This is a genomic window from Methylophilus sp. E2MeOHC9 (assembly GCF_058744375.1).
Genome location: NZ_CP196024.1, coordinates 850,594 through 864,343, shown reverse-complemented (window position 1 = coordinate 864,343; position 13,750 = coordinate 850,594). Strand labels below are relative to the sequence as shown.

The 13,750-nt window shown below is 49.6% G+C and carries 11 protein-coding genes; 5 read left to right on the top strand and 6 right to left on the bottom strand.

The window, feature by feature from the left end:
• Window positions 1-126 precede the first annotated feature (126 nt).
• Together ACSSVF_RS04175 and ACSSVF_RS04170 are read left to right on the top strand one after the other, a co-directional pair.
• Window positions 127-1,893 carry a monovalent cation:proton antiporter-2 (CPA2) family protein gene (locus ACSSVF_RS04175; protein WP_492405710.1) on the top strand — a complete coding sequence of 589 codons (1,767 nt, stop codon included), beginning with the start codon at window positions 127-129 and terminating at the stop codon, window positions 1,891-1,893.
• Between the two features lie 185 nt (window positions 1,894-2,078).
• On the top strand, window positions 2,079-2,309 hold the full coding sequence (locus ACSSVF_RS04170) for a hypothetical protein (protein ID WP_492405709.1): 231 nt from the start codon (window positions 2,079-2,081) through the stop codon (window positions 2,307-2,309).
• Window positions 2,310-2,355: 46 nt separating this feature from the next.
• On the opposite strand, the gene ACSSVF_RS04165 is transcribed toward ACSSVF_RS04170, so the two are convergent.
• On the bottom strand, window positions 2,356-3,834 hold the full coding sequence (locus ACSSVF_RS04165) for a UdgX family uracil-DNA binding protein (RefSeq protein WP_492405707.1): 1,479 nt from the start codon (window positions 3,832-3,834) through the stop codon (window positions 2,356-2,358).
• Window positions 3,835-3,838: 4 nt separating this feature from the next.
• A complete protein-coding gene (locus tag ACSSVF_RS04160; RefSeq protein ID WP_492405705.1) occupies window positions 3,839-5,077 on the bottom strand; it encodes a putative DNA modification/repair radical SAM protein in 1,239 nt (412 codons plus the stop codon).
• 188 nt (window positions 5,078-5,265) lie between these two features.
• On the opposite strand from ACSSVF_RS04160, the gene ACSSVF_RS04155 reads away from it, so the two are divergent.
• The gene (locus ACSSVF_RS04155) at window positions 5,266-5,886 is read left to right on the top strand and encodes a LexA family protein (RefSeq protein WP_492405703.1); all 621 of its coding nucleotides are present in this window, start codon (window positions 5,266-5,268) and stop codon (window positions 5,884-5,886) included.
• A 2-nt stretch (window positions 5,887-5,888) separates the two neighbouring features.
• Window positions 5,889-6,767: an alpha/beta fold hydrolase gene (locus tag ACSSVF_RS04150; RefSeq protein WP_492405701.1), complete on the top strand. Its 879-nt coding sequence runs from the start codon at window positions 5,889-5,891 to the stop codon at window positions 6,765-6,767.
• Window positions 6,768-6,937: 170 nt separating this feature from the next.
• Here ACSSVF_RS04150 and ACSSVF_RS04145 read toward each other — a convergent pair whose 3' ends face one another.
• Window positions 6,938-8,005 carry a phenylacetaldoxime dehydratase family protein gene (locus tag ACSSVF_RS04145; protein WP_492405699.1) on the bottom strand — a complete coding sequence of 356 codons (1,068 nt, stop codon included), beginning with the start codon at window positions 8,003-8,005 and terminating at the stop codon, window positions 6,938-6,940.
• A 369-nt stretch (window positions 8,006-8,374) separates the two neighbouring features.
• On the opposite strand from ACSSVF_RS04145, the gene ACSSVF_RS04140 reads away from it, so the two are divergent.
• Window positions 8,375-9,484, top strand: coding sequence for a porin (locus ACSSVF_RS04140; RefSeq protein ID WP_492405697.1), 1,110 nt, complete (start codon window positions 8,375-8,377; stop codon window positions 9,482-9,484).
• A gap of 24 nt (window positions 9,485-9,508) precedes the next feature.
• Here the strand turns inward: ACSSVF_RS04140 and ACSSVF_RS04135 are convergent, their stop codons facing one another.
• The 3 genes from ACSSVF_RS04135 to ACSSVF_RS04125 all read right to left on the bottom strand — a co-directional run bounded on the left by ACSSVF_RS04135 (window position 9,509) and on the right by ACSSVF_RS04125 (window position 13,730).
• A complete protein-coding gene (locus tag ACSSVF_RS04135) occupies window positions 9,509-10,189 on the bottom strand; it encodes a PepSY-associated TM helix domain-containing protein (protein ID WP_492405696.1) in 681 nt (226 codons plus the stop codon).
• Between the two features lie 2 nt (window positions 10,190-10,191).
• The gene (locus ACSSVF_RS04130) at window positions 10,192-12,618 is read right to left on the bottom strand and encodes a TonB-dependent siderophore receptor (protein WP_492405694.1); all 2,427 of its coding nucleotides are present in this window, start codon (window positions 12,616-12,618) and stop codon (window positions 10,192-10,194) included.
• Window positions 12,619-12,698: 80 nt separating this feature from the next.
• Window positions 12,699-13,730 (bottom strand): FecR family protein, encoded by a 1,032-nt coding sequence (locus ACSSVF_RS04125; protein ID WP_492405692.1) that lies wholly within the window; start codon window positions 13,728-13,730, stop codon window positions 12,699-12,701.
• Between the last annotated feature and the right edge of the window lie 20 nt (window positions 13,731-13,750).

Genomic DNA, 13,750 nt, shown 5'->3' with positions numbered 1-13,750 from the left:
TCTGATGATTTTGACTCAGGCGCTATCTATGGTAATTTCCGCTAATCCACTCTTTCAATTCACGGGTTGCCGGGCTGTCAGTCAATCACAGGCATGCCAGACACCCAACCATGTACAAAGGCTTTAATGAATACCTCGCATTTTCTTTTCCAGGCTGCCATCTACCTGTCTGCCGCGATTATCCTGGTGCCGCTGTTCAAGCGGCTGGGCCTGGGGTCGGTGCTCGGCTACCTGATCGCGGGCATATTGATCGGTCCTTCTGCGCTCAAATTGATCGCAGACCCGGAGCACGTGCTGCATTTTGCCGAGTTTGGCGTGGTGCTGATGCTGTTCCTGATCGGGCTGGAACTGGAATCGCAAAAGGTGTGGGAATTACGCAAGCTGTTATTTGGTCTGGGTGGTACTCAGGTAACGCTGACAATACTGCTGGTGACAGTGATCGCTCACACGCTGAATTTTTCATGGAGTGAATCGCTGATCATAGGCATGGGCGTGGCCATGTCTTCCACCGCAATCGGGCTGACCGCGCTGATCGAAAAAAAGCAGCTGCATACCTCTGGCGGCCAGGCGGCATTCGCCACGCTGCTATTCCAGGATTTATCCGTGATCCCGCTGTTCATGCTGCTTGCCTTCCTGGCACCTAACCGCTCTGCCTCCAGTTTTGACCTGTTGGCAGTGGCTGAGGCGATTGCCGTGATCATTGCCATCGTGCTGGCCAGCCGCACCATATTGCGCCCGATTATGCGCATGATCGCGCAAACCGGCGTGCGGGAGATTTTTGTCGCCTTCTCACTGTTGCTGGTGATCGGCATTTCGTTAGCCATGGAGTCAGTCGGCTTATCCATGGCGCTGGGTACTTTTCTCGCCGGCGTGCTGTTAGCCGATTCGGAATACCGCTATGAATTACGGCTGGATATCGAGCCGGTCAAAGGCCTGTTGTTAGGCTTGTTCTTTATTGCGGTGGGCATGACCGTGGATTTAAACCTGGTGGCCAACCAGCCACTACTGATTTTCGGGTTTGCCCTGCTGATCGTCGCCATCAAAATCGCGGTGCTGATGGGCCTGGGCTGGCTATTTAAATACCCACTGCGCGACAAGTTATTATTCGGTGTCTCCATCTCGCAAATCGGTGAATTTGCATTTGTGATTTTTGGCCTGGCCCTGGCGCAAGACTCTATCTCGCGTGAAACCTACAATATCCTCAATGCCATTGTCGCCGTCTCCATGTTGACTACGCCTATCCTGCTGTTACTGTATGAGCGCTTTCTCAGCCTGCAATGTAGCGAGCGGCCCAAAGATGCCATTCCGGAAAATAACGCCGTCATCATTGCCGGGTTTGGCCGTTTCGGGCAAATCGTTGGCCGCGTGCTGGTGGCCAAAGGCATCACGCCGACGCTGATTGATAACGACCCCAACCAGGTCGACCTTATGCGCGAATTTGGCTGGCGCTGTTATTACGGCGACGCATCGCGGCTGGATCTACTCGAAGAAGCCGGCATCGCCGAAGCAAAACTACTGGTGATCGCCGTCAACGACTCTGCGGCTGCGCTGGAAATGGCGAAACTGGTGAAAGAGCGCTGGCCCGGCGTGGCCATTGTTGCACGCGCCAGAAGCAGGACTGATGCTTTTGATTTGCGTGAGCTGGATTTAAACCCGATCAGGGAAACCTTTTATTCTTCACTCGAAGCGGCCAGGCAATCATTACTGGCCATTGGTGAAAGCGCCAGTTCAGCGGCAAAGATCGTCGATCAGTTTGAAAAGCACGATTTAGATCAACTGGAAGCCACCCTGAAAATCCGTCATGACCGTAAAGCGATTTCCAGTTTAATGGAGCAAGGCCGCCAGGATCTGAAAACCTTGCTGGAACTGGAAAGCCCAAATCCTGAGGCGTAAAGATATTCCTACAAACTAAATCGTATTCGCCCTATAAATTTTTTCATTGCTTGCCGTTAATGTTCATATATAGCAAATCGTCGGCTTAAACCTTAGGCTGCATTTCAGGTTCCGGCATGCTAAAAATACGGTGGCTTCTACGGGAGCCGCCGCTTTTGTGTCCTATCCATGAGCAAGGCATTTTCATGAAAATAGAATTTAAAAAATCAGAAACGCAATCCAGCCTGGATTTTGTGCATATTAACGGTGTATTCGCAGGCGAGTTTATTTCGGATGAAGTAAGTGCATCGTTTCTGTTTGTGCCTGCCGAGGGTGACCGGATACTGCTCTCCCGCATCACTTATGATGAAGCCTGCAAGCTGCTGACTGGTGAGCTGTCACAGCTGTATATGTATCGCTCAGCAAAAGCCGCCTGAACTTTATTTGATGCAACCGACTGCAATTATTGCGGTTTCTGTACACTTATTCAGCGGCGATCATCACCATGCTGATCGCCAATCTAAGGTCAGCCACTAACTTTTCATAAAGTTGGCGCCTGGTTGCTTCATCCTTTGAGCGCAGGATATAGGATGGGTGGTAAGTGACTAGTGCCTGCCGGTTATCCATAAGCTGAAAAAATTTGCCGCGATTGACTTCCATTTCAAGCGCTACGCCAGTGATGGCATGTGCGGCAACGGTTCCCAAAGCAATAACCACTTGCGGCTGCACAATTGCGATCTCACCTTGCAACCACGGCAAATAGGTTTTGATATCAGCAACCCCAGGCAGCATGCGCACACGTCGCGTCCCCTGTAACTTGAATTTGTAATGTTTGAGGGCATTGGTCACATACATCCCGGAGCGCTGTATACCGACTTGCAACAATGCCTGATCCAGTAATTTTCCGGCTGGGCCTATAAAGGGCTGTCCCGCCAGATCCTCCTGCTCGCCCGGCTGTTCACCCAACAGCATGATAGCTCCTGGCGCGGCACCTATCCCTAACACCGCCTGCGTGGCATGGACTGCCAGCGGGAATTCAATTGAGGCCAGCATGCGCTCGTTCAACGCGTTCAACGCGTGCAAAGCATGCATAGCATCGCTTGCTTCTGCTGATGGCATAGTGCTCGCTTTTTTCGCGATATATTTCACGATTTTTCGCTGTGGTTCAGTCGACGGGGCGATCATCATGTTATCCATACGCTGCGAAAAATTTGCGATCAGGCCGGCGATCAGTGGCGCCTCAGGCAGATTGCGCCAGTATTTCTTCGGCATTTGCGCCAGCATGGCCGACACCTTTAGCCGTGCCGGGTTAAAAATGCTGCGGTAATAGGCACGCCATAGCTCCTCGCCGGCATCTTCAGTCGGTGCGTCAGCCTTGCTGGCGCCTGGCCTGTAGCTCAGTGTTTTGCCATCCCAATGCATGCAAATGTCTGGGGTGAGTATGGACCAACGCATATTGGTGAACCGTCCGGTGAAAAACGGCGCCGACGCCTGTACGATATGCTGGCTAGGCTCAAACCAGGCAATGAATTCGGGTTCTCCGCTTTCCATCTCTATTTCGCGAAAGCGCACGAATGCCTTCATCTTATGCAGGTCACGCCTGACGGCTTTGATCATGGCCTGCACCTTTGCCACATCAGGATCAAATGCAACCTGCAGCAATTTAGGCACCTGTTTTAAACGCCACAGCAGGCGATACAACAAACCAAAGCGCGCTGGATCGCGATGCAGGATGGCCTTGCTGCACAACTCAAGAAAATCACGGGGTACCTTGAACGGGGGGAGTTGCTGGAATGGCTGGCTTTGCACTACATCCGGCTCAGGGGTATCGAATAAACCGCCACGCTCTTCGCCCACACGCCATTCAATATGTTCAGGGGCAATGCCTTGCGCCAATAAAGTACGTGCGGCGGCACGCCAGCCGTCGAAATCGGTTTCATTTGCCAGCCGGATGACCTGCATCTGGCTACACCGGCCCGAACAAAGCGAACTGTTGCGGTACCGTAGCCTGCTGCACGTGCTGTTTCAGGTGCTGGTGGTCCAGGCTACGTCCCGGGTGATGGTCCGGCAGCACGACGAAGGGCAGTATCTTTTTCAGCGACACGCGCAAACGGGCCAGGTCGTCATGCCGGATGGCGCGTACCCTGCGCGCCGAAATGATACGTGCGACGCTGGTCACACCCAGCCCTGGCACACGCAACAGCATGGCCTTGGGTGCACGGTTGAGATCCACCGGAAACTGCTCTCTATGTTGCAGTGCCCAGGCCATCTTGGGATCGACGTCGAGGTCTAGCATGCCATCCTGCCCGGTCACGATCTCATCTGTGTTAAAACCATAAAAACGCAACAACCAGTCGGCCTGGTACAGCCTGTGCTCACGCACCAGCGGCGGCGCTTTGAGCGGCAGCATCTTGCTGGCATCGGGGATAGGGCTGAAAGCCGAGTAATAGACGCGCCGCAAACGGTAGGCACCGTAAAGGTTGGCGCTGGTATCGAGAATAGCGCGGTCATCGGTGGCATCGGCGCCGACGATCATCTGCGTGCTCTGCCCGCCAGGCGCAAAACGTGGCGGCTTTTTGCCGGTCAGTGTCTTGTCTTTACTCTCGTCTATCTTCAGCCGCAAGTGCCCCATGGAACGGCGTATGGCCTGGCCGTCTTTTTCCGGCGCCAGGGTATGCAGGCTGGCGATGGTCGGTAGTTCGACATTGATGCTGAGTCGATCAGCATACAAACCGGCACGCGCCATCAGTTCCGGGCTGGCATCGGGGATGGTCTTGAGATGGATATAGCCACGGAAATCGTGCACCTCGCGCAGCACGCGCGCGACTTCCACCACTTGTTCCATGGTGTAATCCGGGTTGCGGATAATGCCAGAGCTCAGGAACAAGCCTTCAATATAATTGCGGCGGTAAAAACTCAAGGTGAGGTTGACCACCTCTTCCACATTGAAGCGTGCCCGCGGCACATTGCTGCTGACGCGGTTGACGCAATAAATGCAGTCGTAGACGCAGAAATTGGTCAGCAGGATTTTCAGCAGTGAAATACAACGTCCGTCAGGCGCATAGCTATGGCAGATACCCATGCCGGTGGTGGAACCTATGCCCTTGCCGTCTGTTGACGTGCGTTTATCAGTGCCACTGGAAGCACATGAAGCATCGTATTTGGCGGCGTCCGCCAGTATTTCGAGTTTTTGCTTGAGTTCCATAGGGCTCTTTATGATGAATCATTAGTTAATTTACAAAGTGGACAGATCAGCTCGGCCATTCGAATCCAGTTAGTCACGCTGGCTCGATTCAAGTCTTGGCAAGTCGATAGTGAGGTGTCGCCAAGGCGCTCAAAAATATATTTATTTATTGTAACAATAAAATAATTATTTTTGTTACAATAAAAATTATGAAAAAAGACGAATTGAAAATGACTGGCAGAAAACCAGGTTCCGGGCGTAAGCCTGGCTCAGGTACTTTTCGCGAGGAAACCTCTGTCATCCGTATCCCAAACAGCCAAAAGGCAGTCATTGCTGACTTTCTTGAAGCCTATGCTAAAAAGCAACGCCTGCATGAACTCAATGATCATCTGGATGCGGTTGATACATTCGCGCAACCTTTATTGGCATCTGAAAGTATCAGCCTGCCCTTGTATCAATCCAAGGTGCCTGCAGGTTTGCCATCGCCCGCTAACAACGATATCGAAGAACAGCTGGACCTCTACCAATACCTGATCGCCAATACCGATGACACCTTTTTCATCACGATACAGGGGGAGTCCATGATAGAAGTCGGCCTAATGCCAGGGGATAAAGCCATTGTGCAAAAGCGCAAACAAGCGGCGATGGGCGATATCGTACTAGCCATGATTGATGGCGAATTCACAGTTAAAACCCTGGCCAAACAATCGAACGGCTTGCCCAAATTATTACCTGCTAACTCTTCCGGCAGATACAGCCCTATCCTGATTCAAACCCGGATGGAGTTTCAAATCTGGGGTGTAGTCACCGGTTCTTTTAGAAAGTTTTGATCATGACACGTAAAAACATTATTTCTACCAGCTGGGCCAATGGCGTTTGCCGGGCCAACGATATCAACATCAATTATTTAAGGACGGGTGGCAACAAGCCGCCTTTGATCGCTCTGCATGGCTTGGCAGGCAGTGGCGCCTGCTGGTCGCAACTGGCACGTGCGCTTGAGAAAGACTATGACGTCATCATGCCTGATGCCAGAGGCCATGGTTTATCGAGCGCGCCACTGCATGGCTATACCTATCAGGACCATGCGAATGATGTCATCGAACTGATCAGGACATTGGGCATTAAATCTCCATATCTGCTCGGACACTCCATGGGCGGTATGACCGCTGCCATGGTGGCGAGCCGTTTAGGGTTCGCGATCAGTGGCCTGGTGTTGGCTGACCCGACTTTCATCAGCCCTGAATGGCAGGAAGGTGTTTATGAAAGTGGTGTGGTCGAGCAGCATCTGCAGCTATTGGAATCCAGCAAGGAAGTGCTATTTAAGGAAGCAAAAGCCAGGCATAGATACCGCTCATCTGAGCTGATCGAGCATATCATTCAAGCAAGGTTACAGACTAACGTGAAAGCGTTTGATGTCCTTATTCCGCCCAACCCGGAGTTTGATGAATTGATCCGCAATGTATATGTGCCTACGCTATTGGTACTTGGCAGCGAAGGCATCGTGTCTTCTGAAACGGCCCTGGCGTTGCACAGACTCAACCCGGACCTGCAGTACAAATTGATTCCTGATGCCGGACATGGGCTTCCCTATGATGAACCGGCACGCCTGGCCGCAGCTGTAGATGCATTTTTAAAGCCCGCTGCCACTTCTGTGAAGCGTGTCAAAACGCAAACCAGGTTCAATACGTATGCAGCATCCTTCGCCTATTAGTAGCACGCATGCTACTTTTATGTGAGTATGCGCGCTGATGAACCATGGTTTGCGCCTGCTATTGAGGCCATTAAAGATAAGCACTGACCTTGATCAATTGCTTATTACTTTAATGCCTTCGCATGCCATACACCGTTTAGCGGATACATTTGAATCCAGCCTGCTGGCTTTTAAGCAGCGATCTCGCTTAAACCATTCAGCAACCCTGTTTTAGGATGGCAATTGATGTATTCGTAAGACTGCTCATCCGCTTTGAGTACTGAAACTTCATGATAAAGCCGCATGCTTAACTCAGCATCCAGTTCCTGAACGATCCTGGTAAAGGTGCCAAAAATGGCTAGATGCGTAGGGTGGGATTTTGACCAGTTTTCAAGGTCTGCCAGTGACCGCCAAAAACTCATACCAAAACTTTTTTCCAGTATCTGGCCTTTACTGTCGGCATGCCGCATATATCGGTTGGCATAGCAGCCAATATCAAGCCCATCATGGTGCAAAAAATCCATGCCTTTGCGTAGCGTGGGTTCCATTTCATTCAGATATAAAGCACGCTCTTTGCCCTCGGTTGCTATCCAGTTTTGTCCGGAGCGGATGACGGCTAAATTCTCATGTCCTGCCAGTTTGATTCGTTTCTTGCTCTGATCAAACACCAGGCCATCAGCCAGACTTTCCTTTGTTACCAGCGCATCTGTTTGCGCAGAAGGCAGGCGATCGCGCATGGACCCCCAGTAACCATGTTCCTGGATTTCGCCACTGATATTACCCATCACAACGCCTATGCCTTCAAGCGAGTCGGGCCCACTAAAAGCAGTTTCAAAATTCTCTACACGCGGCATTAAAATTTCGCGGAAATAGCCCAATTCATCTGTTAAGCGATCATCAGAGTTCCACCAGTCATCAATCTCAGCATTGGTTTGCCATTGCGTGTATTTTTCCGGCTGATCCCAATAGGCAATCACAATGATATTTTCAAAACCTGAAGCGTCCTTAAATTGTGTAATGTCGTAATGTTGTGGCCCATTCGCAGAAGCAAAGCTGCGCAGATATTTACCCAATACTGCACAGGCTTGGCCATGTAACTCCTGTTTACTGAATTGCACGCCAAAATAACCCATGACTACCTGTTTTAAATCTGTGCCAGCACGTGCAGCCCACAGTGGAAAAGCCGGCTCATAGCCTTCTTCCATATTTCTGTTGACTGTGCGTGGACATTTTAAGTGTGCATCAATTGCTGATTCCATGTTGAATTCCCCTGTATTCATGATGAAAAATTGTGAAACACAATTAGTCTTTCTAAGGCCGCTGTTGCTAATGTATTGTTGTTTTCAGACAGTCTTTTAGTGAATAATGTGTGTTCACCATTGCCAGGTAATTAAAATAATTACCCATGAATTTAATATACAGAAAGGTCTGTTCACTTGCAATAGAATTTCTTGATACATACAACACCATAGCTGGGTCTGGAATCATTTATTGGTTGGTCTTGCGCCGAGAAATATTTGTTTTTAAGTGTCAATTACACGTCGCTGATTAAACCTATCCAAAAAATTCATTTCATTTCTAAAATAAGCAGTCTTTCAAAAAGCGATTCATTTGTTTAAGGGTAACACGTGAATAAATCCATCATCCATAGCTTCTTTTATGGTTGCTTGCTGGCAATGCCATTCATGGCAAATGAAAGCCTCTCGGAAGAGTCACAAAGTTTTAGTGATTCCAAGTTCAAGTTGAGTGGATATCTTGAGTCTTATTACAGCAAAGATTTCAATGATCCTTCAATGCAAAAAAGGCCGTCATTTATCTACAGCTATAACCAGGATGATAGCCTGCAGATTAACCTTGCCCTCATTAAGGCCGACTTCACTGCCAGCCATTTCAGAGCGCATCTGGGTGTTGCCTCTGGCACCTATATGAAAGCCAACTATGCGGCTGAGAACCGTATGTTGCAGCATTTGTATGAAGCCAACGTCGGCATTAAGCTTTCAGATCAGCACGATGTCTGGCTGGATGTGGGGGTGATGCCTTCGCACATTGGTTTTGAGAGTGCGGTCGGCGCTGAAAACTGGACCCTGACCAGAAGCATGATGGCAGAAAACTCGCCCTATTTTGAGACAGGCGCAAAGCTTTCTTATACCAGTACAGATGGCAAGTGGTATGCCAGCGCTTTGCTGTTGAATGGCTGGCAACGGATACATAGGCCAGAGGGAAACACCACGCCCTCACTGGGCCATCAGATCACCTACAGGCCTAGTGACAGGCTGACTATCAATAGCAGCTCTTTCATAGGCAATGACAAATCAGATGCCGATCGCCAGATGCGCTACTTTCATAATTTGTATGCGCAGGTGCAGCTGGATGACCAGTGGGCGATGCTGGCCGGATTTGATATCGGCGCAGAGCAACGCTTGGATGACAGGGGCCGCTACAATGTGTGGTACACGCCTAACCTGATCTTAAGATACCGCTATTCGGATCAGCTGAGTATGGCTGCCAGGGCGGAATATTATCAGGACAAACAAGGCGTGATCGTCAGCGCAGATACGCCTAACGGGTTCAAAACTCAGGGTTATTCAATCAATATGGATTATCAATTACACCCTGCCATACTGCTGCGGGCAGAGCTACGCCAGTTCATCAGCAAAGACCGCATTTTCATGCAAGATGATCACGATTTGAGCAGCCGCAGCTTACTGGCTACCACTGCGCTGGCTATCAGTTTCTGATCAGCATGCCACCTGATTCAAACGCTAGGCAAACATGGTCTGCATGGCAATGCCGATGATGGCTGCAATAGAGGTTATAAAGATAATCGCACCCACTGTTTTCCTGCGGTTCAGCTCTGTCCACAGCAAGATGCCGGTCAGGGATAGCAAAATCATGCTGCCGCCTATACTGTCAGCCAGCAAAACCCAGCCCACCCCTGCCCCGTTCGCTCTATGGAAATTATTCAGTGCACCCACCCATGTTTCGTCAGTGCGTTTGACCGTCACCATATTTGCGCCCACCCAGTACTCAGCGACGACTTTATATTGAGGCGCCACAAAACGAATATCCCAATGTTCGGGCTGTTTTACGTCCTGGCCACTCCATGAAACAGTCTCAGCCTTGTCTTTTTTGATACGGGGCGCCCTGTCCATGGATAGCTCATGACGCAACCAGACGCCCATCGCTTCAGGGTTTTTCATGGCGACTTCTGGGACGACCATTTGAATCTGGTTAGACGTTGGTTTCTCTAACTCGATCTTTAAAACTGTGCGGTGATTATGAATGATGCCAGTCACACCAAACAGTAAACCAAGGATCGCCCCCCACAGGCCTAGCCAGCCGTGGATATCACGCAACCATTTTAAGAACGTGCTGCGGCGAGAGCGTTGCCCGGTTTTGCCAGGCAATCTTTTAGTTTTATGTGGAATGGTGGATGAAGTCATATTTATTTAAACGAATAATTAGCCGTTAAAAACAGCATTTTTGGATCGCCTGCACCGCAGGTGGCATTGTTCACTGCTGTGGTAAAGTTAGTCGGAAAGCACGAGGCGATATAGTTTTTGTTTTGCAGGTTGCGCCCATTCAAGGCAAATCTCCATGGGCCTGTGGTGTAGTAAATGGCTGCGTCGTAGACAGTATAGTGCGGCACGTTGAAAGTGTTGAGGTTATTACCCGCCTGCTCGCCTATATAGCGAGCGCCGCCGCCCACGCTTAACCCGGATATCCAAGTATTAAAGTCATAGGTAAGCCAAATATTGGCCATGTTTTTTGGCACCTGGATAGGCCGCAAACCTGCATTTCCCTGCGTACTTTTCGCGACTTCTGCATCAATATAAGTGTAGGTAATGATCGCTTTGAGCCTGTCAGTCACCTGCCCGCTGCTTTCAAATTCAAAACCTTTGTGACGCTGCTCGCCCACTTGAACGTTATAGGTGCCAGAAGCATCCGTCACAGTGGTAGTCACGTTTTGTCGCTGAATATCAAAAGCAGCCAGTGTGGCGCCATAGCGCTGATCCGGTGATTCATATTTCAGGCCGACTTCCCGTTGTTCGCCTGTTTCAGGATCAAGTGAGCCCCCGGATTGAGTAGTACCCGTGACTGGCAAAAATGATTCGCTGTAGCTGATAAAAGGTGAAAAACCTGATTCAAAAGCGTACAACAACCCTAACCTGCCTGTTGTCGCATGCGTATTGGTCAGCGTACGTACACCAGTGACCCTGTTCTCATCCAGGTTAGATTTGTCATAGCGTAAACCAGCAATCAGGTTCCAATTGCCATAGGCCAACTGGTCCTGCACATAAAAGCCGGTTTGTACCAGCTCATCGTTACTGCTCAGGTTGTTAGTCACTTCAGGCCCCAGGGCGGGCATGGCATAGTTTGGATTGTAGATATTAATGAAGTTTGGCGTCATGGTTCTGGAGCTTAAATAGCGATGGCTATCAAACTTAAAACGGTCCACACCCACCAGAGCATGATGACGCACTTCGCCAGTATCAAATTTAAACCCCAGCTGGTTATCAATGGTGAGGATTTTTCCATCAATATCCTGAAGGCTGCCGGAGCGCGAGAGATTGCGCTGGTTTGCTGCGAGTGCAGTGACACTGGTAAATGCGCCATCCAGCGTGTAATGGATATAGCGCAGATTCTGCTTGAAGGTGACGTTTTCGTTGAATTTGTGTTCAAAAAAGTAGCCGACCTGGCTGCTTTTTCTGGTGATATTGTCAAATCCAGGTACACCGGTAAAAGTGCTATATGAAAGTTTGCCGTTGGCATTCGGTAACACTGTGCCTAATGCGGGTAAACCAAACACACGTATGTAGTCATCTTTTTGATAGTTGGCTAGTAATGTGATGGAAGTATTATCGCTAATGTCCCAAGATAAGGTGGGCGCAATATAAAACCTTTGCCTGTCTACGAAATCAACCTGGTCGTCACTGGCAGAGGAAATGGCCGTCAGTCTATACTTCACCGTACCAGCTTCATTGAGCGCATCAGAAAAATCCGCCGTTAGCCGCTTCTGCGCATAGTTACCATAGCCCACACCCACTTCGGCCAGCGGTTTACTGGTTGGTCGCTTGGTGATCAGATTGACAACGCCACCTGCCGGTATTTGCCCATATAGCACCGAACCAGGCCCTTTAGAGACTTCTATCTTTTCCAGGCCAAACACTTCATTTTGAACCCACAAGTCATTATCGACCCGCATGCCATCCCGTAGTAAATACGAGCTCTGTACAAAGCCCCTGACAGACAGGTCATCAAACCCGCGTCTGCCACGTTGTCCTGCGTCCAGGCCCGCAACACTGCGCAAAGCTTCTGATAAAGCCTGGGCACCTTGATCACGTATCTGGTCTGCACCAACCACAGAAACAGATTGTGGTGTTTTATTTAAAGACGCTTCCGTTTTGGTCGCGGATTGAGAAGTCGTTGCGTGATAGCTGTGTATGCCTGAGTCATCATCCTTTTTATCCGTGACTTTCACCTCAGGTAAAGTATCTGCGTGACCTGCGCCTGAACTTGAGTTTGAACCTGCACCCTGTTTGATGACCACGGCGCCATCCTTGATTTCAGGTGTTAGTCCAGTCCCTTTAAGCAGGCTATCCAGCACCTCGTTTTTGGTCGCGGACCCCTTGTAAGCCTGGGCAGTCTTGCCTTTCACCAAATCTGATTTGAAAGAGATGGTGACACCGGATTGCTTGGCGAAGGCGTAAAGCGCATCCTCCAGGCTTCCGGCAGGGACATCATAAGCGACGCGCTCAAGCTCAGCAGCATGCACCTGAGCGATAGTCTGGGTAGAGACCACGCCTATCACTGTGCTTAAAAAAAGTGTTTGAATGGCCAGGGCCATGCGATGACTGGTACTGCGCGACATTAAAGATTCCCTTGAGATTTCGTAGTAATGTTTACTTACCGAATAGCTCAGGAAAAAACCGCACGTTGACTGAATTATTTTTATTGACCAACAATAAGGATGGAATCATCTTTTTGCTGAGCCAGTTTCACTGGGAATGTCCTGACAATGACGTTGAGGATAGGCGCAACCGGCTCAGTTGGATCTAGCTGGTAAATCCCGGAAACCTTGAGGTCTTTAGCGTTGGCGTCACAGTAAATTGGGTGACGACTATAGTTTGAAAGCTCAGCCGCAAAGTCCTCCAAACGCATTTGTCTGGCAACCAGCACATTATCAACCCAGCCTACCGGGTCCATAGTCAAAGCATTCGCTTTGACAGGCAAGTGTTTTGCATCTGTGATGGTGTAGGTTTCATTGGCATACGCGCTGACAGGATGATTATTAGCGATGTGTATCGCGACGATGCCCTCTGCGACATGCAGCCTTGTAGCATTTATAGATTGTTTCACTGCAAAGCGTGTCCCTATCGCTTCCAGCCCTGCTTGTTTGGTTGTGACCCAGAAAGAGCGGCGCCCGATCAAGGATTCTTTATCATCACCGGTATCAACATAAACTTCACCCTGCTGCATGACGACTTCTCGTTTGAAGAAAGTATATTTAACATCGATTTTAGTATTTGTATTTAAAACCAGCCTGGTACCGTCACTCAGCAACACAGTCTCTTTTTTGCCTACAGCAGCGACATAGGACTGATCTTTTAATCCTGGTGCATAGCTAGTCACCAAAATACTACTGCCTATAAGGGTAAACGCAGCCAAACCAAGCAGCTTGAGCTGTTTGCGTCGTTGTTCGCTGGCTGTTTTTTTCTTATCGGCCAGATCCATGGTGCCTGCTAAAAATGGTGCTGCCTCTTTATCAACGCGTTCAAATTTTGCATGTATAGACTGAAGTTTGAGCCAGGCTTTTTCGTGCAGTGGGTCAGATTGACGCCAGCGAATGAAAGCGGCTTTATCCTCTTCTTTTGCACTACCCGAGCTGAGTTTTACCGTCCAGGAAATCAACTCCTCGTTCACATTCTGGGGAATGACTTTTTCAGACGGGACTTCAGCAGAAGAAAGTGCGCTATTTTTCAAGGGGGAGTTTAACCAATGGA